The organism is Blastococcus mobilis (assembly GCF_900188025.1).
Lineage (GTDB): Bacteria > Actinomycetota > Actinomycetes > Mycobacteriales > Geodermatophilaceae > Blastococcus_B > Blastococcus_B mobilis.
The window spans coordinates 1-21,434 of the sequence record NZ_FZNO01000021.1; the positions used below are offsets into that span (position 1 = coordinate 1).

A 21,434-nucleotide genomic window follows, 5' to 3' on the forward strand; every position below is an offset into this window, starting at 1 on the left:
GCCCGCCCTGCTCGGAGACCGTTCGTGAGCGGATCCGGAGCACTGCTCGGGCTGCTGCTGGGTGTCGGGCTGCTGCTGATCTGGCGCAGCGGCCCCCGGGCACCGGAGCCCCGGACGACGCCGCGCCGCCCGGGACGACGGCAACTGCTCCTGGCCGAGGCCGGGCTGACCGGCACCGGACCCGGGCATCGGGCAGGAGCGGCGCCGCGGGCGGCGGAGCTGGCGGTGGAGGACCAGTCGGTCGACGTCACCGATCTGCGCCTGGCCTACGCGCCGGCGGGCGCGGACTCTGAGGCGGCCGGCGGCTACTCGCCGACGCTGAGGCCGGGGGAGGAGTTCTCCGTCTGCGTGACCGTGACCGTGACCGTGCGTATCTGCTGCTGCCGCAGTTCATCGACGCCAACACCGCCACCGGCCAGTACGTCGTCGAGCGTCTCCGCTACGTCGACGGCTGAGTCGGCTCAGGGGCGCCTGACGTTCATCCGCCGGATCGGCGTCGGACGGATGCGGGTGCGCCACCGGCCCGTGGCGCACCCGCCGGCCCGAGGTGCTCAGCCGCCGCGCTCCACCTCGGCCTGGGTGACGCCGCGCAGCGCGGTCATCAGTGCCTCGTCCGAGGTGTCCCCGCGCTCGAGCGCTTCTCGCGCCGGTCCGGGCAGCAGGTCCAGGTCCACCGTGTCCAACCAGGCCACGTCCGCCCCGTTCCGGCGCCCCACCTGCAAGCCGTCGCCGTCCTGCCGGAGGACGTACTCCTCGCTGTCGATCTGGATCGTCATGTCATCGGTCATGTCGGGCCCCTACCCGCGGGGACCGAGGTTCCACGCCACGACCGGTCGGGGGCCAGGATGACGGCGTGGACGAGGAGTACTGCGAGGTCGTCGTCACCGCCGAGGACGCCGACTGGCTCGCCGCCTTCACCCGGACGCTGGTGGAGGAGCGGCTGGCCGCCTGCGGCCACAACCTGCAGGCGATCAGGTCGGTCTACCGCTGGGACGGCGAGGTGCACGACGAGCCCGAGGCCCGCGTGGCGCTGCACACCCGCCGGTCCCTGGTGCCGGAGATCGTCGCGCGCACCGCGGAGCTGCATCCCTACGACGTCCCTTGCGTGATCGCCCTGCCACTCGTCGGCGGCAACCCGGCCTACCTGCGCTGGATCGCCGAGGAGACCCGCCCCGCCTGATTGCGGACGATCTCGTCTCACCCTTTGCGGGGAGAACGGTCATCGTGACCTGTACCCCCGGGCACGGCTGCCGATGTAGGGGTCGAGGGCGCCGCCGATGCGTCCGTGACCACCGGGGGAGACGTGCGAGAAGGACCGGGAAGGGCCGAGCTGTCGGTCGACGTGCGCGCCCGCACGGGCTCGCACGACCGCGACGCCGCCCTCGTGGAGGCGGTGCTCGACGCGCTGCCCTCCCCGACGGTCCTGCTCGACCCCGACGGGCGGCTGCTGCTGGGCAACACCGCCTGGAGCCGCCGCGCCTCGACCTATGACGACGAGCGCGTCCAGCACGGTGTCGGTTCCAGCTACTACGACAACATCCTCAACCTCTGGGACGACGAGGTGTCCCGCGGCCTGGTGCAGTCCCTCCGTGAGCTGTCCCGGGGTGAGCGCGACGAGGTCTCCCTCGACTACTCGATCACGCACCCCTCGGACTCGGTCACGCGCTGGTACCACGTGCACGCCTCCCGGATGGACCAGGCGGGCCACGTCGTCGTCACGCACACCGACATCAGCTCCCGCGTGCAGGCCGAGCAGGCCGTGACCTGGCGTGCCCGGCACGACGAGCTCACCGAGCTGCCCAACCGCCCCCATCTGCACGAGCTCATCGACGTCGAGCTGCAGCGCGCCGACGGCCGCCCCGTCTCGGTGCTCTTCCTCGACGTCGACGGGTTCAAGGACGTCAACGACTCCTTCGGTCACGACGTGGGCGACGGGCTGCTGCGCGAGCTGGCCGGCCGGCTCGTCGCGAACACCCGGGTGCACGACACCGTGGGCCGGCTCGGCGGCGACGAGTTCGTCGTCCTCTGCCGGGACTGCGACGCCGACGGTGCCGAGGCACTGGCCCGCCGCTTCCAGAGCACGTTCGCGCGGCCGTTCGACCTCGGCGGTCGACCCGCACGGCTGACCGGCAGCATCGGCATCGCGACCGTGCAGGGCAGTGACGCGCCGCGCACCCGGTCCGCCGACCTGGTCCGCGACGCCGACCTCGCGATGTACGCGGCCAAGGCTGCCGGCCGCAACGGGATCCGGGTGTTCACCCCGGACCTGCGCCAGGCCGTGCAGCGGAAGGTCCGGGTCGCCGCCGAGCTCCGCGAGGCGCTCGGGACCGACCAGTTCGTCCTGCACTACCAGCCGATCGTGCACCTGCCCACCGGCGAGGTGGAAGGCGTGGAGGCGCTGATCCGCTGGCAGCATCCCGACGGCGGCATGGTCCCGCCCGGCGACTTCATCCCTGTCGCCGAGCAGTACGACCTGATCGACCCGTTGACCCGTTGGGTGCTCGGCGCAGCCACCCGGCAGGCGGCGGAGTGGAACCGGGCCGGCGTCCCGCTGGTGGTGGGCGTCAACGTCAGTGCGACGACGCTCGCCTCCGGAACGCTCGTGGACGACGTCGCCGAGGCGCTCGCGTCGTCCGGGCTGCCCCCCGAGCGGCTGATCGTGGAGCTGACCGAGACCAGCGTCGCGGAGGATCCGGAGCGGGCCGCGGCCCAGTTCGCGGCCCTGCGGATCTCGGGGGTCGAGGTCTCGATCGACGATTTCGGCACCGGGTTCTCGTCCCTGGGTCAGCTGGTCAACATCCCGGCCGGCGTGCTGAAGATCGACCGCAGCCTGGTCGCGGGTGCCCTGGGCCGCCGGAGTCAGTCGGCCGCGGCCATCGCCGCCGTCGTCGGCCTGGGCCAGGCCTGCGGCATGCGCAGCCTCGTGGAGGGCGTGGAGACCGCCGAACAGCTCGCGCTGGCCACGGAGCTCGGCTGCACCTTCGCCCAGGGCTACCACATCGCCCGGCCGATGCCGGCCGACGAGCTGATGGGCTGGCTTTCGGCGCGCCCGGTCACGCGCGCCCGGAATCGGCTCGGCCGCTCCGCCGGACGGCTGCTCGCCGCGCGTCGCTAGTCCCGTCAGCCGGGTTCGCCCCGCGCCTTCCGTCGCACGATCACGACGATGTCGACGAGCGCCACGGCGCCCAGCACGAGCAGGACGACGCCCGGCCAGGCGGGCAGGTCCGTCGCCAGCCAGCCCAGCCCACCGGCGACGCACACGACCAGCCCGAAGATCGCCAGCACGAGCCGCAGCGTGAGGGCCGACCGGGCCGGCGGAGCTCCGGCGAAGCCGGCCGTGGGGTCGTGATGGTCGGGCAGGCCGCGCTCGTAGTCCGCCCGGGAACGACGTCTGCGAGGCTCACTCATGCCAGGGATGGCTACCCCTGGGCCGCGGCGCACTACCCTGGCCAGACGTGGCTGCTGACTTCTCCGTCGTCCTGGACGAACTGAACACGACCCTGAAGTCGATCGAGGCCGTGCTGCGAATCGACGACATGCGCAGCGAGATCGCCGACCTGGAGCAGCAGGCGGCCGCTCCGGACCTCTGGAACGACGTCGAGGCCGCCCAGGCGCTCACCTCCCGGCTGTCCTACCTGCAGGGCGACCTGCGCCGCGTCGAGGACCTGCGCAGCCGCCTCGAGGACGTCGGCCTGATGCACGAGATGGCCGCCGAGGAGAACGACGAGGCGACGATCGCCGAGACCGAGCGCGAGCTCGCCAGCATCCGCACGGCGATCGATGAGCTCGAGGTCCGGACCCTCCTGTCCGGCGAGTACGACTCCCGCGAGGCGCTCGTGACCATCCGCTCGGAGGCCGGTGGCGTCGATGCCGCCGACTTCGCCGAGATGCTCATGCGCATGTACCTGCGCTGGGCGGAACGGCACAAGTACCCCACCGAGGTCCTCGACGTGAGCTACGCCGAGGAGGCCGGCATCAAGTCGGCCACCTTCGCCGTCAAGGTGCCCTACGCCTACGGCACGCTCTCGGTCGAGCAGGGCACCCACCGGCTGGTCCGCATCTCCCCGTTCGACAACCAGGGCCGGCGCCAGACCTCCTTCGCCGGGGTCGAGGTGCTGCCCGTCGTCGAGCAGACCGACCACGTCGACATCCCCGAGAACGAGATCCGGGTCGACGTCTTCCGCTCCTCCGGGCCGGGTGGGCAGAGCGTGAACACCACCGACTCCGCCGTCCGGATGACCCACATCCCGACCGGCATCGTGGTGTCCTGCCAGAACGAGAAGTCCCAGATCCAGAACCGGGCGGCCGCGCTGCGGGTGCTGCAGGCCCGGCTGCTCGTCGTCCGCCAGCAGGAGCAGCGCGCCGAGATGGACGCGCTCAAGGGGGAGGGCAGCAGCTGGGGCAACCAGATGCGCTCCTACGTGCTGCACCCGTACCAGATGGTCAAGGACCTGCGGACCGAGGTGGAGACCGGTAACCCCGCCAACGTCCTGGACGGTGACATCGACGCCTTCATCGAGGCCGGCATCCGCTGGCGCCGTCAGCAGGAGACCGTCGACGCCGGCTGACAGTAGGAGACCCCGTCCTCCCCACCCTTCGCAAGCTCAGGGGGGACCCGGGACGGGGCCACGGCGGGACCCCGCAGGGGGCCGGCTGACGGTAGTCGGCGACCTCACATGGGGCCACCCGAGAGTGTCGGACGCGACCGTCTGTAATTGTCGACCGGGGGGTTTCCGCGCGCCGGTCACTGTGTGCGAGAAGGACTCCCGCGAGTTCCGTCGCAGACGGGGCATTGTCATCGCCGAGGCAGGTACCGTGGCGCCTCGTGATCGAACTGCAACACGTCACCAAGCTGTACCCGGCGAGCAGCCGACCAGCCCTCGACGACGTGTCCACCGAGATCGACAAGGGCGAATTCGTCTTCCTCATCGGATCCTCCGGCTCGGGGAAGTCGACGTTCCTCCGGCTGCTGCTCAAGGAGGACACCCCGACCTCCGGCACGATCAGCGTGAACGGCAAGACGCTGAACACGATGAGCAAGTGGCAGGTGCCCAAGCTGCGCCGGACCATGGGCTGCGTCTTCCAGGACTTCCGCCTGCTCCGTGACCGCACGGTCGCCCAGAACGTCGCCTTCGCGCTCGAGGTCATCAACAAGCCCGCGCGGACGATCAAGCGCGTCGTGCCCGAGGTGCTGGAGATGGTCGGCCTCGAGGGCAAGGCGCAGCGGCTCCCCGGTGAGCTCTCCGGCGGCGAGCAGCAGCGGGTGGCCATCGCCCGCGCGTTCGTCAACCGGCCGCTGGTGCTGCTCGCCGACGAGCCCACCGGAAACCTCGATCCGGAGACCAGCGAGGGGATCATGCTGCTGCTGGAGCGGATCAACCGCACCGGCACCACGGTGATCATGGCGACGCACGACTACCACATCGTCGACTCCATGCGCCGGCGCGTGATCGAGCTCAACGGGGGAGTCCTCACCCGCGACCAGTCGCGCGGCGTCTACGGGGTCGGCCGCTAGACCAGCGGCCAGTCGTCACAACCACGTGCCGCTGACGTCGAGACGCTCGTCTCGCCCCGTGCACGAATCCAGATAGGGAATCCATGCGCGTCAACTTCGTCCTCTCCGAGGTGGCCACCGGGCTGCGTCGCAACCTGACCATGACGGTCGCGATGATCCTGACGACCGCGATCTCCCTCGGACTCATGGGCACCGGGCTGCTGATCGCCGGGATGATCTCCGACATGAAGGAGATCTACTACGACAAGGTGCAGGTCTCCATCTTCCTGGCCGAGGACGTCACCGAGGAGCAGCGGGCCGGCATCGAGTCGCGGCTGGAGAGCTCCCCGGAGGTCAAGAGCTACATCTACGAGTCCAAGGACGAGGCGTTCGAGCGCTTCCAGCAGCAGTTCAGCCAGCAGCCCGAGCTGGTCGAGAACACGCCGCCGGACGCGCTGCCCGAGAGCTTCCGCGTCGAGCTGGTCAACCCCGAGCGCTACGAGGTCATCAAGGCGGAGTTCCCGGCCGGCGCCGACGGCGTGGACCAGGTCCGCGACGAGGGTGACTTCCTCGACCGGTTGTTCAGCCTGCTCAACGGCGCCCGCAACGCCACCATCGCCGTGGCGGTGGTCCAGGCGCTGGCGGCGCTCCTGCTGATCTCCAACACCATCCAGCTGGCCGCGTTCAACCGCCGCAACGAAACGAACATCATGCGCCTGGTGGGCGCCTCCCGCTGGTACACGCAGCTGCCGTTCATCCTCGAGGCCGCGGTCGCCGGGCTGATCGGGGCACTGCTGGCCGTCGGCGGGCTGGTGCTCACCAAGGTGCTCTTCGTCGACCGCACGCTGGCCGGTCCGATCAAGGCCGGGATCATCCCGCCGGTCGACTGGTCGGCGATCGCCTTGATCGCGCCCGTCATCGCCGCCGCCGGGGTGGGCCTCGCGGGCATCGCCGCCTACGTCACGCTGCGGCTGTACGTCCGGCTGTAGTTCCTCTCCCGGGGCGTGGTCGGGCGGCGCAGTAGCCTGGGGACATGCCGCGTGAGACCGGGCGCAAGCTCATCGCCCAGAACAAGAAGGCGCGGCACGACTACGCCATCCTCGACACCTACGAGGTGGGCCTGGTGCTGACCGGCACCGAGGTGAAGAGCCTGCGGGCCGGCCGGGCCTCACTGGTCGACGGCTTCGCCTCCGTGGACGACGGCGAGGTGTGGCTGCAGCACGTGCACATCCCCGAGTACACGCAGGGCACCTGGACCAACCACGCACCGCGGCGCAAGCGCAAGGTGCTCATGCACCGCGCCGAGATCGAGAAGCTGATCGGCAAGACCAAGGAGGGCGGGCTGACGCTCGTCCCGCTGGACCTGTACTTCAAGGACGGCAAGGTCAAGGCCACGCTCGCGCTGGCGAAGGGGAAGAAGTCCTACGACAAGCGGCAGGACCTCGCCGAGCGCGACTCGCGCCGGGAGATGCAGAAGGCCTTCGGGCGGTACGTGAAGGGACGGCGCTGACCGCATGCGGGGAATGGCTTACGACCGGTTCGGCGACGACGACGTCCTCCAGCTGCGCGACGACCTGCCCGAGCCCCCGGTGGGGCCCGACACCGTCCTGGTGCGGGTGCACGCCACCGGGGTCAACCCGGTCGACATGATGATCCGCGCCGGATACCTCGCCGGCGCCTACCCGCACCACTTCCCGATCGTGCCGGGCTGGGACGTCGCCGGGGTCGTCGAGGCGGTCGGACCGGCGGTCGTCGCCTTCCGGCCCGGGGACGAGGTGTTCGGCTACGTCCGCCGGGACGACGTCCAGTGGGGGACGGCGGCCGAGCTCGTGCCCGCGCCGCAGCGCTGCCTGGCGCACAAGCCGCAGTCGCTCTCCTTCGCCGAGGCCGGCGCGCTCCCCCTGGCCGGGCTGACCGCCTACCAGGCGCTGACCGAGGCGCTCGACGTCGGCGAGGGCGACCGGGTGCTCGTGCACCGGGCGGCGGGCGGCGTCGGGTTCAACGCGGTGCAGATCGCCGTCGCGCTGGGGGCGCACGTCATCGGCACGGCCAGTCCGCGCAACCACGGCTTCCTGAAGGACGCCGGTGCCGCCGAGGTGCTCGACTACTCCGCCGGTCCGATCAGCGGGCAGCTGTCCGAGCCGGTGGACGCCGTGCTCGATCTCGTCGGCGGGGACGCCCTCGCCGACGCCCCGAAGCAGGTGCGCGACGTCTCCCGGATCGCGTCGGTGGTCGATCCGTCGGTGAACCAGATGGGCGGACGGTACGTGTTCGTCCACCCCGAGCAGCACGACCTCGAGGAACTGGGGCGCATGGCCGACGCCGGGCAGCTGCGGGTCCCGATCGCGAAGGCCTTCCCGCTCGAGGAGCTCGTCGCCGCGCAGCGGATGGTGGCCGAGGGTCACGTGCGCGGCAAGGTCGTCGTCACGCTGCGATGAGCCGGGCCACGAGCACGGTGCTCCCGCCGGCGGACGACGCCGACGTCCCCCGCTACTGGCGCGAGCTGGGCCTCCCCGGGCTCGTGGACGTGCACGTGCACTTCCTGCCCGAGCGCGTGCAGGCGAAGGTGTGGGAGTACTTCGCGCAGGCCGAGACGCACTACGGCACGGGCTGGCCGATCGCCTACGCGCTGCCCGACGAGGAGCGGCTGGCCGTCCTCGACCGGCTGGGAGTGCGCGCCTTCCCGACGCTGCCCTACCCGCACAAGCCGGGGATGGCGGCGTGGCTGAACGAGTGGTCGGCCGGGTTCGCCGCCGCCCGCACGCAGGTGCTCCAGTCGGCGACCTTCTACCCCGAGCCCGGGGCCGCCGGGTACGTGGCCGAGGCGCTGGAGCGCGGGGCGCGGGTGTTCAAGGTCCATGTCCAGGTCGGTTCCTTCGACCCGCGCGACCCGCTGCTGGACCCCGTGTGGGCGCGGCTGGAGGAGACGGGCACCCCCGTCGTCATCCACTGCGGGTCGGGGCCGCTCGCCGGGGAGCACACCGGCCCGGAGCCGGTGACCGGGCTGCTGGAGCGCTACCCGAGGTTGCAGCTGGTCATCGCCCACCTGGGCATGCCCGAGTACCGGGAGTTCCTCGACCTCGCCGAGCGGTACGAGCGGGTGCACCTGGACACCACCATGTTCGCCACCGACTTCACCGAGCGGCTCATGCCCTTCGACCCGGCCGACCGCCCCCGGCTGGCCGACCTCCGTGCCAAGGTCCTGCTCGGCACCGACTTCCCCTCGATCCCGTACGCGTACGCCCACCAGCTGGCGGCGCTGCACCGGCTGGAGCTGGGGGAGGAGTGGCTGCGCGCCGTCCTCTGGGAGAACGGCGCCCGGCTGTTCGGCCTGCAGGCCTGACGCCGAGCTTCGCCCGCACCGCCACCGTCCTCGGCACGCCGGACCTACGTGGGCCGGTGCGCTCCTACCAGCGGCTGCTCGGCCGGCCGCTCCGGGACGACCCCGCGGGCCACCCCCTCTGTCTGCTCGTCCGTCGCTGAATCCGGTGGCCGGGACGTCGGCGGCTGCCTAGCCTCCGACGTCGTGGCTGACTTCCCCACACTGCCCGACGGCCTCACCGTCCGCCCGCTCGCCGCCGACGACGTCGCCGACGCCTCCGCCCTGCTGGAGGCCGCCGAGGAGCTCGACGACACCGGCGAGCACTGGAGCCCCGACGACCTGACCGAGTGGTGGGTCAACGACCTCGTCGACCTCGAGCGGGACAGCCTCGCCGTGACCTCACCGGACGGCGGGTTCGTCGCCTGGGCCACCGTGCTGGCTCTCCCCACGTTCCGCGACGCCTTCCGGATCATCCTCGAGGCACGCGTCCACCCGGCCTGGCGCGACCGCGGCATCGGCTGCGGGCTGCTGGCCTGGCAGCTGGAGCGTGGTCGCGAGGTGCACGCCGAGCGGCACCCCGAGTCCCCGGCGGTCCTCTCGGTCGAGGTCTACACCTCCATGTCGTCGCTGGAGGGGCTCGTGCGCCGGGCCGGGCTCGAGCAGGAGCGCTGGTACTTCGTGATGGAGCGCCCGCTCACCGACCTGCCGGCCGTCCCGGCGGTGGAGGGCGTGCAGCTGGTCCCGTTCAGCTGGGACCGCGACGACGAGGTCCGGCGGGCGCACAACGCGGCTTTCACCAAGCACCACGGCTCTGCCGACCGGGACGAGACGACGTGGCGGACCCTGTTCACCGGCCAGCGCGCGTTCCGGCCCGAGCTGTCGTCGCTCGCGCTGGTCGACGATGCCGTCGTCGCCTACGCGCTGGCCTACGTGTTCGAGGCCGACACGGCGGCCAACGGGTACGAGCAGGTGGATTTCGGCCAGATCGGTGTCCTGCCGGCTGCCCGCGGCCGCGGACTGGCGAAGGCGATCATCGCCACCTCCCTCCGTGCGGCGGCGGAGCGGGGCTGCCGCAGTGCCGGCCTGCAGGTGGACAGCGAGAACGTCACCGGAGCCCTCCGGCTCTACGAGGGCCTCGGCTTCACCAAGCGGCGGACCCAGGTGTCCTGGACGCGGGCGCTGCCTGCCGTGGTTTCTCAGTAAGGTGCGGCGCATGGTCAGCGTCGATCAGCCAGCCCTGGACCCTGCCGCCGTCGCCCGCGCCCACCGGGCGGTCGAACCGCTGCACTCCCATCTCTACTTCGCCCCCGAGCACGACGAGCGTTTCGTCGCCCTGGGGCTGCGGCCGGGGCGGATGAGCTACTTCGCCGGCCGGGCCGCCCCGATGGGCGCCGTCGGCGCCGGGGTGGTGACGGCGACCTTCTACAACTTCTCGCCGTCCCTGGTGGCGCACATGATCCCGCGGGCCTGGACGTTGGCCGCGCCCGAGCAGGTTCTCGCTGCGCGGCTCGACGCCGCCGGTGCGTCCCTCACCCGGCTGCTGGGTGCTGACGTCGCGGGATCTCCGGAGGTGACCGAGCTGGCGGCCCTCCTGCGGGAGGCGTGTGCGGGGCTCACCCCCGAGGGCCGGCCGCTGTACGCCGGGCACGCCGACCTGCCGTGGCCGGAGGAACCGGTCCTCTCCCTCTGGCACGGGGCGACCCTGCTGCGCGAGTACCGGGGGGACGGTCACATCGCCACCCTGCTCCAGACCGGGCTGTCCGGCCTCGAGGCGCTGATCACGCACACGGCAACCGGGCGCGGCTTCACCGAGGCCGCCGCACGAGCCACCCGCGGCTGGAGCGAGCAGGACTGGGCCGACGGCTGCGCCGCCCTGGCAGAGCGCGGCCTGCTCGACGACGCCGGGCTGACCGCCGAGGGTGAGGAGCTGCGGACCCGGATCGAGGCGCGGACCGACGTGCTCTCGGCCGATCCGTGGCTCCTGCTCGGCCCCGAGGCCACGGCACGGGTGGTCGAGCTGGCGAAGGGCCTGGTCCGGATTATGGTGGGCAACGGCGCCTATCCGCCCGGAGTCCTCGCCGGTCGTGGCTGAGCGGGGGTCGACAGGCGACCAGCTCCACGGCCCCCGGATCACGCCCACGTCCGGAGAGGGAGCGACCGCGGAGCTGATGCGGGCCCGGCGAGGTGGCCGCCTCAGCGACCTCGACCGGTTGCTGCTGCACAGCCCGCCGGTCGCCGAGGGCTGGAACGCACTCATGGGTGCCCTGCGCTCGGGGACGACGCTGCCCGCCGACCTCCGCGAGCTGGTCATCCTGCGGGTGGCGGTCCTCAACGACGCCGTATTCGAGTGGACCGCCCACGAGCCGATCGGCCGCCGGTCCGGACTCACCGACGTGCAGCTGCAACTACTCCGCCTGCCCGATCCGAGCCGAGGCCCCGGCTGGACGCCGGTTCAGGCGGCCGTACTCGCGTTCACCGACGCCTCCACCCGCGACGTCGCCGTCCCGGACGCCGTCTTCACCGCGGTCCGCGAGCACCTCGACGACCGGCAGGTGGTCGAGTTGGTGACGACGGTCGCGGGGTACGCGATGGTCTCCCGCTTCCTGGTAGCGCTGGAGGTGCCGCCGCCGGACGGTGAAGTCGCCGGTTGACCCGTCCCTCCCTATGGTCGAGGTCACGATCCCCACGATGGGAGAGCGGCATGACCACGACCGAGCGACCGGGCGCGCCCGGACAGCGAACCGACGTCGACGCCGCCTTCCGCGGTAGCGCGACGTACCGGAGCCTCGGGGAGCAGGAACTCAGCCCGGCCGAGGAGCGGTTCGAGAAGGGCCGTCGCACCGTCGGGCTGTTCCTCGCCCCGGCGGTGACGATCGTCTTCGCTCTGCTGCCGATCGACCTGCCCCGCCAGCAGCACCTGCTGGCTGCCATCCTGCTCGGGGTCATCATCCTGTGGATCACCGAGCCGGTGCCGATCCCCGTCGGAGGGCTGATCGGCATCGGCGCCATCGTCGTCCTCGGGGTGGTGCCCGCAGCCGATGCCGTCGCCCCGTTCGGGTCGACGACGGTCTTCACCTTCATCGGGGCGTTCATCCTGGCCGCCGCCATGCTCAAGCACGGCCTGGCCCGGCGTTTCGCCATGTTCGTGCTGTCCCTGAAGTTCGTCGGCACCTCGACCTACCGCGTGGTCATCGCCTTCGGCGCCATCACCGCGCTGCTCTCGGCGTTCGTCTCCAACACGGCCACCGTGGCCATGCTGCTGCCGACGGCGCTGGGCATCCTGTCGGTGATCGCCAAGCTGCTGCAGGACAAGGAGCTGGTGCGGCCGGACTTCGACCCGCTCCGGCTGCGGGTGGGCGTCGCGCTCATGCTGATGCTCGCCTACGGCGCCAGTGTCGGCGGGCTGCTGACCCCGGTGGGCACGCCGCCGAACCTGATCGGCCGCGGCCTGATCGAGGAGGCGACCGGGGAACGGATCGGCTTCCTCGACTGGATGCTGATGGCGATGCCGATCTGCGCGCTGATGTTCGTGGCGCTGGCCGCGGTGCTGTTGCTGCTCAACCGCCCGGAGATCCGCCAGATCGAGGGGGTCCACGAGTACGTGGAGGCCGAGCGCTCCCAGCTCGGCAAGTTCTCGCGCGCCGAGCGCAACACGCTGATCGCCTTCGGCGTCACCGTGACGCTGTGGATCTTCCCCGGCATCATCGCGCTCGCCGCCGGTACCGACTCCGCGATCTACGAGACCGTGAGCGGACGGCTCAACGAGGGGATCATCGCCGTCCTGGGCGCCTCCCTGCTGTTCGTCCTGCCGACCGACTGGAAGTCGCGGGAGTACACCCTGAACTGGAGCGACGCCGCAACGATCGACTGGGGCACGATCCTGCTGTTCGGCACCGGGATCATCTTCGGGTCGCTGCTCGACAGCACCGGCCTGGCGCAGACGATCGGCGAGGGATCGGCCAGCCTGCTCGGCCTCACCAGCACGTTCGCGATCACGCTGTTCGCGGTGATCCTGGCGATCATCATCTCCGAGACCACGAGCAACACCGCGTCGGCCGCCGTCGTGGTGCCGATCATCATCCCGGTGGCGATCGCCGCCGAGATCAACCCGTTCGTGCCGGCGCTGGCCGCGACTTTCGCCGCCTCGTTCGGCTTCATGCTGCCGGTGTCCACACCGCAGAACGCGATCGTCTACGGCTCCGGCGTCGTGCCGATCACCAAGATGATCCGGTCCGGGGTCTCCTTCGACGTCCTGGGCGCGCTCCTCATCGTGCTGCTCCTGCCCTTGATGGTCGGTCTGGTGCTCGGGAACCCCGGCGGCTGATCGGGTTCACCCGCGCGGGCGACCCACTGGACAGACCGTGACACCATGGACGACGGCCTGCGGACGGACGCGGCCCCGACCGGGAGGGAGTGAGCTCATGCGCAGCGAACCTCCCAGTACAGGTCTCGAGGTCCTCCCCGCCTGAAGAAGGGCCTCCCTGCCCCCCGCCACTCGCAAGCTCGCGGCGGGACCCCGCAGGGAGGCCGGGCGGAGCGGGGACCTCCCCGGTGTCCCTCGCCGTCCCCGCCCTCCGGGAGTCCGTCATGACCGAGCGCCGCCTCGCGCCGCTGACCGCCCTCACCACCCTCGCCCGCCGCCCGCCGCGTGTCGACATGCGTCTCGCCGAGCCTCCGACGGCCGCGCCCAAGCCGCGGTCGCGGATCGTGGACAACGCCGTCTACTCGGAGGGACGACGGGTTGCCACTCCCACGAGCGCCGCCGAGAGCCGCGAGGAGCTGGCGGCCGGTGAGGACCGCCTGGCGTGGCTCGGCCTCTACCGCCCCGAGCCGCACGAGCTGGGGGAGCTGGCCGAGCTCTTCGACCTGCCCGAGCTGGCCGTCGAGGACGCGATCAAGGCCCACCAACGGCCGAAGTTCGAGCGCTACGGCGGCACGCTGTTCGTCGTCCTCAAGGCCGCCCGCTACCTGGACGCCACGGAGGAGGTCGAGTTCGGGGAGCTGCACCTGTTCCTCGGCGCCGACTTCGCGATCACCGTCCGGCACAGCGAGTCGCCGGACCTCTCCCGGGTGCGCCGCCGCCTGGAGAGCGAGCCCGCGCTGCTGGCCAAGGGCAGCGAGGCCGTGCTGTACGCGACCCTCGACGCGGTCGTGGACGGCTACCGGCCGGTCGTCGACGGGCTGGCGATCGACATCGACGAGATCGAGACCGAGGTCTTCCGCGGTGACCCAGGGGTGTCCCGGCGCATCTACGAGCTCTCCCAGGAGGTGCTCGAGTTCCAGCGCGCCGCCGCGCCGCTGACCGGCATCCTGGCCGCGATCACCGCCGGCTTCGACAAGTACGGCGTCGACGAGGAGCTGCGCAGCTACCTGCGCGACGTCGCCGACCACGTCACCCAGGTCAACGAGCGGGCCGAGGCGTTCCGGTTGCAGCTGCGCGACATCCTGACCGTCAACGCGACGCTCGTCGCCCAGCGGCAGAACGAGGAGATCCGTGAGCTCACGGAGGCCTCGATTGCGCAGGGCGAGGAGGTCAAGAAGATCTCGGCGTGGGCGGCCATCCTCTTCGCGCCGACCCTGGTCGGGACCGTGTACGGGATGAACTTCGAGGACATGCCGGAGCTCGGCTGGCAGCTCGGCTATCCCATGGCACTCCTGCTGATGGTCGGAGTCAGCGTCACGCTCTACCTGGTGTTCAAACGCCGCGACTGGATCTGATGAAGGACCCCACTGCCCCCCACCGCTCGCAAGCTCGCGGCGGGACCCTGCAGCGGGGCCGGGACGACGAGCCGGGCGTGGTGCGGCTGCCCGGGGGTGCCCGGGTGCGGGGGCGGCGCCTGGGGGACCGGGCGTCGCCCGTCGATTTCGCGCTGGTCCTGGCGGCGGGGCCCGTGCCGGGCTGGCCCTACCGTCGGCTGCGGTGGCCGGACTTCTGGGTCCCGCTCGACCGGGACGACGCACTCGACGCCCTTCGGGAGGTCCGCCGTCGGGCGCTCGCCGGGGAACGGGTGGAGGTCACCTGCCGGGGCGGGACAGGGCGCACCGGGACGGCGCTGGCCGCCCTCGCCGTGCTGGACGGGCTGCCGCCGGAGGACGCGTTCGCATGGGTACGGCGGGAGTTCCACCCGCGCGCCGTCGAGACGCCCTGGCAGCGCTGGTGGCTGCGCCGGGTGGGCTGATCGGGGGACACTCTCGCCCGGGGAACACAGCGGGGCCCGGAGCCGTTAGGCTCGGTGCACAACTACACAGGGGGTGAATGGTCTCGACTTCGGTCGGGTGACCAGGGGAAGCGAGCCGAGGAAGGCAACGATGAGCTCGTTAACCATCCGTTGCAAACCAACAAGTGCCGCGAATAAGCAGCACGACTTCGCTCTCGCTGCCTGATAGCAGCTAGGCGAGTCTGTCAGCCCGGGTTCGTCATCGGCCCGGATCCTGGCATCAGCTAGATGACTCACTGCGCGCGCCGGTCGCGGGCGCGCGCGGGACATCCAACAGCGACTGGGCCCGTCACATCGACTCGTCTGCATGATCGATGGGGCCGAGCAGAGGCAACGCAGACTGCGCTCGGAGAAGCCCTGGTGATTCATCGAAGGACGCGGGTTCGATTCCCGCCACCTCCACCACCAGGACCGTCTTGCTCGAACCGCTGTCCAAGGACACAGAGGCGAGTAAGTCGGCCCAACCCCCTGGAAGAGCCTCGGCACCGCTGGTGTCGGGGCTCTTCGCTTGTGTGCCCGCCCTCTGACGGCCGGCGCTCGTCTTGGTGGACCGCCAGGTCTGGCCCGCTTCGTACAGGTCGCCGAAGGGCTGCTGGTAGCGCACCGCCGTGACGTCGCCATCGTCGATGTACAGACGCTCGAAGACGGTCTGGGTGAGCAGACGCCGGGTCGTCTCGCCGGCCTCTTGGAAGAGCTGCTGCGGCTTGTCCAGTAAGCGCAGGGCGGCCGTTAGGGCGGTGGCACCCTCCGCCAGGTCCTGCTCGACCGTCTCCAGCTGACCACGGACACGCCCCCCGGGACAAGGCGTACTCCTCGCGCGGCCACCGCGCCCATCTGCGGGCGCGTGGTGTCACCGCGGTCGTCCTCGAGCCCGCCGCCAAGCGCGGGCTCCCGCGGCGGGTCAGCTACGACGCCCAGGACTATAAGCAGCGCAGCGTCATCGAGCGGGCGTTCAACCGGCTCAGGCAATGGCGCGGCATCGCCACCCGCTACGACGAACACCCCCTCGTCCACCGCGGCACGATCGTCCACGCCTCGATCCTGCTCTGGCTCCGATGACTTCGGAGACAGGTCCTAGGGCCGTCGGACGGCGTAGCGCAGCAGGACGACACCGTTGCTGAACCGCCGGTTCTCCACCAGCTCCAGGTCGGTCGGGTTGTCGGCGGTCTCGAACAGCCGTCGACCGCGGCCGATGACGACCGGGTTGACGTAGAGCCGGTACTCGTCGACCAGGTCCAGTCGGCGGAAGGTCTCGACCAGGTCGACACCGCCGAGCGTCATGTCCCCGCCGGGCTGCTGCTTCAGTGCGCGGATCTCGTCGGGGTCCACCTCTGCCCGCAGCGAGGCGTTGGGACCGACCTCCTGCAGCGTGCGGGAGAACACGATCTTCGGCACCGCCCGCCAGATGCCGGCGAACTCGCGCATGGTCGGCGGGTAGTCCGGGTTCTGGTCGGCGGTCGGCCAGACCGCTTCCATGAGCTCGTAGCTGACCCGGCCTTCCACGAAGGCGCTCATGGTCGCGAGCTGCTCGTTGAAGTGCGCGTGCAGCTCCTCGTCGACGAGGTGCCAGCTGAGGTCGTGGTCCGGCCCCTCGAAGTAGCCGTCCAGCGACAGCATCATGTGCACGACGATCTTCCGCATGCGTCCTCCTGATCCACGACTCGGTCCGGGAGCTCGGACCGGCGGACGCGGACGATCTCATCGGTCCCGCCGGTCTTCGCTCGGCACCTGTGGAAGCGGCACATCCTGCTCAGCATCGCCGTCGGCACCGCCGTGCACGTCGCCCTCGCCACCCTGCTCGCCGGCGCCTGAGCCACCTCCGGAGGACCGCACGTGCCGCTCCCGGAGTCTGCGCTCGGCCCTCACGTGTGAGCAGAGGGCCGCCGCGGACCATCGCCCCCCGCCATCGTCACCGAGTGGAGGCAGGAGCTCGACGAGGTCGTGACCGGCGTCAGGAGCTCGTGAGGATGACCAGTCGCTGGGTGGCTCGGGTCATCGCGACATAGCGGTCGACCGCTCCTTCGATGCCCGTGCCGAACGTCTCCGGATCGATGAGAACGACCAGGTCGAACTCGAGCCCCTTCGACAGCTCCGGGGTCAATGACCGGACGCGGGGCCTGGACTGGAACATGGGGTCACCGATGACGCAGGCGATCCCCTCGTTGTGCGCGGCGAGCCAGGCGTCGAGGATCGAGTCCAACTCCGAGACGGACTCGTGGACGACGGGGACGCCGGTGCTCCGGATGGAGGTCGGCACGTTGGCGTCCGGGAGCGCGGCGCGGATCACGGGCTCGGCCTCGGCCATGACCTCTTCCGGCGTCCGGTAGTTGATGTGAGGGAGGCCAGGGTGATCCGGTCGAGCCCGATCCGCTGGAGCCGTTCCTGCCACGACTCCTTGAATCCGTGCCGGGCCTGGGCGCGGTCCCCGACGATGGTGAAGCTCCGCGACGGGCAGCGGAGCAGCAGCATCTGCCACTCGGCGTCGGTCAGCTCCTGGGCCTCGTCCACGACGATGTGCGCGAACGGACCGGCGAGCAGGTCCGGGTCGGCGCTGGGCAGTGCGGCCTCGTCGACCAGGGCGTCCCGGAGGTCCTGGTGGCGCAGGCTGGTCATCAACAGCAGCTCGGAGTCGTCGGCCTCGATCAGGCGGTCGATGACGTCGGCCATGCGCTCGCGTTCGGCGGCGACGACGGCCTCCTGCCGACGCCTGCGCCGGGAAGCCTCCGGGTCACCGAGCCGCTGCCGTGCCGCGTCCAGCAGCGGCAGGTCGGACACCGCCCAGGCTCGGACGTCCGCGCGCTGCAGCGCCCGGACGTCGTCGGGGCTCAACCAGGGAGCGCACATCCGGAGGTAGGCGGGCACCGACCACAGGTCTCCGACGAGGTCGGTGGCGTCGAGCAGCGGCCACGCCCGGTCGAAGGCAGCGAGCAGCTCCCTGTTCTCGAGCAGTGACTTGCGGAGCAACTCCACCGGCTCGTCGCCGTCGTATGTGTCGACGAGGATCGAGAGCAGTGACTCCCAGATCTGGTCGCGCGCCTCGTTGTGCGGGGTAGCGGGGTCTGGCGCCTCGAACGCCTCGGCCCAGTCGTCGGCGCTCAGCCAGATGTCCGACGCGTCGGTCTCGACCGTCATCCCCTGGGGAGGCGGCTCCTCGTAGAACCGGACGGCCGCCTCGATCACCGTTCCCACGTCCATGGACGACTTCAGGCGGGCCACCTCGGGGTCGGACTCGATCGTTGCTGCCGCTCCCTGGGGGACGAGATCGCGGAGGGTGCAGGTCTGCACGCCCTCCTCTCCCAGGCTGGGAAGGACGTCGGAGACGTAGGCCAGGTAGGGCTGGTGCGGACCGACGAACAGCACGCCGCCCCGGCGGTGCCCCAGGCGGGAGTCGGAGTAGAGCAGGAAGGCGGTGCGGTGCAGGGCGACGACGGTCTTCCCCGTGCCGGGACCACCGTCGACGACGAGAGCGCCGTCGGATCCCGCGCGGATGATGGCGTCCTGGTCGGCCTGGATGGTGCCGAGCACGTCCCGCATCCGGTCCGACCGGTTGCTGCCCAGGCTGGCGATGAAGGCGGACTGGTCGTCGAGCGCGGCATGCCCCTCGAACCCGTCCGCGGTGAAGACCTCGTCCCAGTAGTCGGTGATCCGGCCGCGGGTCCAGCGATACCTGCGCCGGCTGGCCAGGCCCATGGGGTTGGCGCGGGTCGCTCCGAAGAACGGCTCGGCCGCGGGAGAACGCCAGTCGAGCAGAAACCGACGGCCCGCGGTGTCGGTGAGGCCGAGTCGTCCGATGTACACCGGCTCGGGGTCGTCCGCGCGAATGATGCGTCCGAGGCACAGGTCGAGACGGAAGCGACGCAGGGTGCGCAGGCGAGCGGCCAGCCGGTGGATCTGCATGTCCCGGTCCATCGCTTCCTGGCCGATGCCGCCGGGTGCCTTGCGCTCGGCGTCGAGCCGGTCGGACAGGTCGGCGATCGACTGGTCGAGGTTCTCCGCGATGGCCGCGAAGTGCTGCTCGTCGGCGGCGATCAGCGCCGGGTCGGCCTTGGGGGTGAGGTGGTCGGGAAGGTCGAACGCGTTGGTGATCAAAGGGCTCACCTCATCAGATTCGATCTGAGGCTCGTCACCTTAGATACAAATTTCGGCGCTCATGAGAGCGGCGGCAATCTGCTACAAAGGAAATGAGGGAATTGCTCGGACCATTGCGCAGCACGGGTCATCGACCGGGGCTCCCGTGAGGTCGGTGGACCCCGCCCGTCCGACCGTTCGGCGACGGGAACCGCGTGCGCAGGACCCCGTGGACGGCGTCCGGGTAGGGATCGGCCGCGGCGATCGCCGACTGGACCATGTCGAGCACAGCGCCCGTTCCGGCGCCGAGAGCCGGCCTGGTCGACGCCCTGGCCAGGATGTCGTTGGCCAGCAGCAGTTCGACCGCCAGGAGATCCTCGAGGAGGCTCACCGCGGTGTCGGTCTTGCGGACGCTCAGCGGGGCGCCGGTGGCGTGGTCCTCGACGCCGAGGTTCTGCGGCGGGATGTCAGGGTCGCCGGCGCGGCGAGCTGCTTGAGCTCCGCGACGACCGCTGCCGCCGGATAACGGAGCTGTATCCCGTACGCGCTCGTCGAGGGTGGACCGGGCGGCTGACGGAAGAACGCCTCCCAGAGGTGGGCCAGCCGGCGTTCGCTGAGCTGTCCCACGTGCGCGACGGCGATCCGCAGCGCGTCACAGGAGATCGCCAGCATCATCGGGTGGAAGTTGCTGATGACAGGTGATCTGAGCGCCTCGTGCCCGAGAGGATGCCGGCGGCGCGCTGAGCGTAGGTCTCCGCCTGGGCCAGCAGCCGGGTCTCGCGCGCGGGTCGGCACTTGGGGACGACCTGCCTGGAGGCGGACCCACCTGACCCTCCCGTGACGACGCCCGTTCCCGGTGCCACCCGCCCGCCGCGCGGGAACGCCTGGTCAGCCGGTCGGGCGGCGCCGATGATCTCGAGCGGCTGTCGTCGTCGGGACAGACCTGGACGGCGGCCATCGGCCGCCGGCCATGCCGGACGGCCCGCGGCATGCCAGGAGGGGGAGGTGTGGGGTGGGCCGACTGCGTGTGGGGCTGGTCTGCGGACACTTCGACCCCGCGCGTGACGGCGTCGCCGACTACACCCGTCACCTCGCCAGGCAGCTGCGGGCGGCCGGGTGCGAGTCCCTGATCTGCACCGCGCACCGATACGCACGGACACCGGGCGAGGAGATCGTCGGTGTGACCGACCGCTGGGATGTCCGCGGGATCCGCCGAGCTGCCCGGACCATCGCGCGGCTGTCACTGGACGTCGTGCACGTCCAGTTCGCGCCGTCCGCCTTTGGTTTCTCCCGGGCGGTGGGCCTGTTGCCGCTGCTCCTCCCGGCCGCCACACCCGTGGTGGCCACGTTGCACGAGTACGGCGTCTGGACGGCGACCGGCGCCGGTCGGAGGCTCCGCTCTGCCGCCTGGTCCGCGGTGGAGCGGCAGCAGCGCGCGGACCGCGAGACGTTGGCGCTGACGGTGAAGGCCGACCGGCTGCTCGTCACCGCCCCCGAGCACGCCGACGTGGTGCGCGCCCGCTTCGCCGATCCTCGGCTCGGGGTGACACATGTCCCGATCGCGCCCAACATCCCGGTCGCCCGGCTCGACGGGGAGGACGTCCCGACGGCGGTCCGGGCATCGTTCGGCCTGCCACCGGACGCACGCCTCGCCGTCTTCTTCGGGTTCCTCCATCCGGTCAAGGACCTGGCGGGCCTCATCGAGGCGGTCGCCGCCGTGCGCCGGGTGGTGCCCGGTCTGCGGCTCGTCGTCGCCGGCGGCGGCGAGAGCCACTCCGTGAACGAGGGTGCCGCGGACGCCATGCGCCGGGGCCTGAAGGACGCCGCACGCCGCCACGGCGTCGAGCAGCACGTCATCTTCACCGGCTATCTGGACGAGGACGACGTGTCCCGCCTGCTGCGCGCCGCGGATGCGGCGGTGTTCCCGTTCGACGCCGGGGTGACCGCCAAGTCGGGGTCTCTGCTCGCCGCGCTCGCGCACGGCGTCCCCACGATCGCGACCTCAACTCCCGGCGAGGTGGAGCGGCCGACGGAGGTGGAGGGAGTCCTCCGTGTGCCGCCGCGCAACACCGCTGCACTGGTCGACGCACTGCTCCTCGTGCTGTCCGACCGTGCCCTCGCGACGAGGCTGGCCACGGCCGGCCGCGCGCGCGCCGAGCAATGGACGTGGCCGAAGATCGCCGACTTCCACGCCCGGATGTACGCCCAGGTGCTTCGCGAAGCCGATGGCGAGGAGGGTCAACCCCTCCGCCGGGGGGTAGTGGCAGGCTCCGGGATCCGCCGTGGCGGCAGGAGGGGACCCTGATGTCTCTGGTCAACCGCGCAATGAGGG

At 71.3% G+C, this 21,434-nt stretch carries 22 protein-coding genes and 1 other RNA gene; 16 read left to right on the forward strand and 7 right to left on the reverse strand.

The window, feature by feature from the left end:
* Positions 1 to 551 precede the first annotated feature (551 nt).
* On the reverse strand, positions 552 to 788 hold the full coding sequence (locus CHB94_RS17340) for a hypothetical protein (protein WP_089337820.1): 237 nt from the start codon (positions 786 to 788) through the stop codon (positions 552 to 554).
* A gap of 65 nt (positions 789 to 853) precedes the next feature.
* Between CHB94_RS17340 and cutA the strand changes: the two genes are divergently transcribed.
* Together cutA and CHB94_RS17350 are read left to right on the forward strand one after the other, a co-directional pair.
* Positions 854 to 1,180 carry a divalent-cation tolerance protein CutA gene (gene cutA / locus CHB94_RS17345; protein ID WP_089337821.1) on the forward strand — a complete coding sequence of 109 codons (327 nt, stop codon included), beginning with the start codon at positions 854 to 856 and terminating at the stop codon, positions 1,178 to 1,180.
* Between the two features lie 105 nt (positions 1,181 to 1,285).
* Positions 1,286 to 3,115, forward strand: a complete 1,830-nt coding sequence (locus CHB94_RS17350) for a putative bifunctional diguanylate cyclase/phosphodiesterase (RefSeq protein WP_254920723.1) — start codon at positions 1,286 to 1,288, stop codon at positions 3,113 to 3,115.
* Between the two features lie 5 nt (positions 3,116 to 3,120).
* On the opposite strand, the gene CHB94_RS17355 is transcribed toward CHB94_RS17350, so the two are convergent.
* Positions 3,121 to 3,408 carry a DUF6343 family protein gene (locus CHB94_RS17355; RefSeq protein ID WP_176445610.1) on the reverse strand — a complete coding sequence of 96 codons (288 nt, stop codon included), beginning with the start codon at positions 3,406 to 3,408 and terminating at the stop codon, positions 3,121 to 3,123.
* Between the two features lie 47 nt (positions 3,409 to 3,455).
* Between CHB94_RS17355 and prfB the strand changes: the two genes are divergently transcribed.
* The 13 genes from prfB (at position 3,456) to ssrA (ending at position 15,439) form a co-directional block, all read left to right on the forward strand.
* A complete protein-coding gene (gene prfB, locus CHB94_RS17360) occupies positions 3,456 to 4,568 on the forward strand; it encodes a peptide chain release factor 2 (protein WP_089337822.1) in 1,113 nt (370 codons plus the stop codon).
* Positions 4,569 to 4,825: 257 nt separating this feature from the next.
* Positions 4,826 to 5,515: a cell division ATP-binding protein FtsE gene (gene ftsE, locus CHB94_RS17365; protein ID WP_089337823.1), complete on the forward strand. Its 690-nt coding sequence runs from the start codon at positions 4,826 to 4,828 to the stop codon at positions 5,513 to 5,515.
* Between the two features lie 83 nt (positions 5,516 to 5,598).
* On the forward strand, positions 5,599 to 6,483 hold the full coding sequence (gene ftsX, locus CHB94_RS17370) for a permease-like cell division protein FtsX (protein ID WP_089337824.1): 885 nt from the start codon (positions 5,599 to 5,601) through the stop codon (positions 6,481 to 6,483).
* Positions 6,484 to 6,527: 44 nt separating this feature from the next.
* Positions 6,528 to 7,004: an SsrA-binding protein SmpB gene (gene smpB, locus CHB94_RS17375; RefSeq protein ID WP_089337825.1), complete on the forward strand. Its 477-nt coding sequence runs from the start codon at positions 6,528 to 6,530 to the stop codon at positions 7,002 to 7,004.
* A gap of 4 nt (positions 7,005 to 7,008) precedes the next feature.
* Positions 7,009 to 7,932, forward strand: a complete 924-nt coding sequence (locus tag CHB94_RS17380) for an NADP-dependent oxidoreductase (RefSeq protein WP_089337826.1) — start codon at positions 7,009 to 7,011, stop codon at positions 7,930 to 7,932.
* The gene (locus CHB94_RS17385) at positions 7,929 to 8,837 is read left to right on the forward strand and encodes an amidohydrolase family protein (protein ID WP_089337827.1); all 909 of its coding nucleotides are present in this window, start codon (positions 7,929 to 7,931) and stop codon (positions 8,835 to 8,837) included. Before CHB94_RS17380 ends, CHB94_RS17385 begins: the two co-directional genes overlap by 4 nt.
* A gap of 183 nt (positions 8,838 to 9,020) precedes the next feature.
* Positions 9,021 to 10,019 carry a GNAT family N-acetyltransferase gene (locus CHB94_RS17390; protein ID WP_089337828.1) on the forward strand — a complete coding sequence of 333 codons (999 nt, stop codon included), beginning with the start codon at positions 9,021 to 9,023 and terminating at the stop codon, positions 10,017 to 10,019.
* A 10-nt stretch (positions 10,020 to 10,029) separates the two neighbouring features.
* Positions 10,030 to 10,908: an SCO6745 family protein gene (locus CHB94_RS17395; RefSeq protein WP_089337902.1), complete on the forward strand. Its 879-nt coding sequence runs from the start codon at positions 10,030 to 10,032 to the stop codon at positions 10,906 to 10,908.
* A 76-nt stretch (positions 10,909 to 10,984) separates the two neighbouring features.
* On the forward strand, positions 10,985 to 11,467 hold the full coding sequence (locus CHB94_RS17400) for a carboxymuconolactone decarboxylase family protein (RefSeq protein ID WP_089337903.1): 483 nt from the start codon (positions 10,985 to 10,987) through the stop codon (positions 11,465 to 11,467).
* Positions 11,468 to 11,517: 50 nt separating this feature from the next.
* Complete coding sequence (locus CHB94_RS17405) at positions 11,518 to 13,140, forward strand: SLC13 family permease (protein WP_089337829.1); 1,623 nt, start codon at positions 11,518 to 11,520, stop codon at positions 13,138 to 13,140.
* Between the two features lie 263 nt (positions 13,141 to 13,403).
* On the forward strand, positions 13,404 to 14,534 hold the full coding sequence (locus CHB94_RS17410; protein ID WP_089337904.1) for a magnesium and cobalt transport protein CorA: 1,131 nt from the start codon (positions 13,404 to 13,406) through the stop codon (positions 14,532 to 14,534).
* Positions 14,534 to 14,995, forward strand: a complete 462-nt coding sequence (locus CHB94_RS17415; RefSeq protein ID WP_141137538.1) for a protein-tyrosine phosphatase family protein — start codon at positions 14,534 to 14,536, stop codon at positions 14,993 to 14,995. Before CHB94_RS17410 ends, CHB94_RS17415 begins: the two co-directional genes overlap by 1 nt.
* A gap of 69 nt (positions 14,996 to 15,064) precedes the next feature.
* Positions 15,065 to 15,439, forward strand: a transfer-messenger RNA (tmRNA) gene (gene ssrA, locus CHB94_RS17420).
* Positions 15,440 to 16,108: 669 nt separating this feature from the next.
* Here ssrA and CHB94_RS17430 read toward each other — a convergent pair.
* The 5 genes from CHB94_RS17430 to CHB94_RS17445 all read right to left on the reverse strand — a co-directional run bounded on the left by CHB94_RS17430 (position 16,109) and on the right by CHB94_RS17445 (position 19,897).
* Positions 16,109 to 16,675, reverse strand: a complete 567-nt coding sequence (locus CHB94_RS17430) for a dihydrofolate reductase family protein (RefSeq protein ID WP_089337830.1) — start codon at positions 16,673 to 16,675, stop codon at positions 16,109 to 16,111.
* A gap of 310 nt (positions 16,676 to 16,985) precedes the next feature.
* The gene (locus CHB94_RS26285; protein WP_254920724.1) at positions 16,986 to 17,339 is read right to left on the reverse strand and encodes an ATP-binding domain-containing protein; all 354 of its coding nucleotides are present in this window, start codon (positions 17,337 to 17,339) and stop codon (positions 16,986 to 16,988) included.
* Positions 17,318 to 19,132 (reverse strand): RNA polymerase recycling motor ATPase HelR, encoded by a 1,815-nt coding sequence (helR, locus tag CHB94_RS17435; protein ID WP_254920725.1) that lies wholly within the window; start codon positions 19,130 to 19,132, stop codon positions 17,318 to 17,320. Before helR ends, CHB94_RS26285 begins: the two co-directional genes overlap by 22 nt.
* Positions 19,133 to 19,250: 118 nt before the next feature.
* Positions 19,251 to 19,493, reverse strand: coding sequence for a hypothetical protein (locus tag CHB94_RS17440; RefSeq protein WP_089337831.1), 243 nt, complete (start codon positions 19,491 to 19,493; stop codon positions 19,251 to 19,253).
* A gap of 23 nt (positions 19,494 to 19,516) precedes the next feature.
* Entirely contained in the window at positions 19,517 to 19,897 is a 381-nt protein-coding gene (locus tag CHB94_RS17445) for an aromatic amino acid lyase (protein WP_254920726.1), read from the reverse strand.
* 217 nt (positions 19,898 to 20,114) lie between these two features.
* Between CHB94_RS17445 and CHB94_RS17450 the strand changes: the two genes are divergently transcribed.
* The gene (locus CHB94_RS17450; protein ID WP_176445611.1) at positions 20,115 to 21,407 is read left to right on the forward strand and encodes a glycosyltransferase family 4 protein; all 1,293 of its coding nucleotides are present in this window, start codon (positions 20,115 to 20,117) and stop codon (positions 21,405 to 21,407) included.
* Positions 21,408 to 21,434 lie beyond the last annotated feature (27 nt).

Coding starts and splice junctions, on each gene's coding strand:
- CHB94_RS17340 (WP_089337820.1), bottom strand. CDS start 788: ATGACCGATGACATGACGATCCAGATCGACAGCGAGGAGTACGTCCTC.
- CHB94_RS17355 (WP_176445610.1), bottom strand. CDS start 3,408: ATGAGTGAGCCTCGCAGACGTCGTTCCCGGGCGGACTACGAGCGCGGC.
- ftsX (WP_089337824.1), top strand. CDS start 5,599: ATGCGCGTCAACTTCGTCCTCTCCGAGGTGGCCACCGGGCTGCGTCGC.
- smpB (WP_089337825.1), top strand. CDS start 6,528: ATGCCGCGTGAGACCGGGCGCAAGCTCATCGCCCAGAACAAGAAGGCG.
- CHB94_RS17380 (WP_089337826.1), top strand. CDS start 7,009: ATGCGGGGAATGGCTTACGACCGGTTCGGCGACGACGACGTCCTCCAG.
- CHB94_RS17385 (WP_089337827.1), top strand. CDS start 7,929: ATGAGCCGGGCCACGAGCACGGTGCTCCCGCCGGCGGACGACGCCGAC.
- CHB94_RS17395 (WP_089337902.1), top strand. CDS start 10,030: ATGGTCAGCGTCGATCAGCCAGCCCTGGACCCTGCCGCCGTCGCCCGC.
- CHB94_RS17400 (WP_089337903.1), top strand. CDS start 10,985: ATGCGGGCCCGGCGAGGTGGCCGCCTCAGCGACCTCGACCGGTTGCTG.
- CHB94_RS17405 (WP_089337829.1), top strand. CDS start 11,518: ATGACCACGACCGAGCGACCGGGCGCGCCCGGACAGCGAACCGACGTC.
- CHB94_RS17410 (WP_089337904.1), top strand. CDS start 13,404: ATGACCGAGCGCCGCCTCGCGCCGCTGACCGCCCTCACCACCCTCGCC.
- CHB94_RS17415 (WP_141137538.1), top strand. CDS start 14,534: ATGAAGGACCCCACTGCCCCCCACCGCTCGCAAGCTCGCGGCGGGACC.
- CHB94_RS17430 (WP_089337830.1), bottom strand. CDS start 16,675: ATGCGGAAGATCGTCGTGCACATGATGCTGTCGCTGGACGGCTACTTC.
- CHB94_RS26285 (WP_254920724.1), bottom strand. CDS start 17,339: ATGGCCGAGGCCGAGCCCGTGATCCGCGCCGCGCTCCCGGACGCCAAC.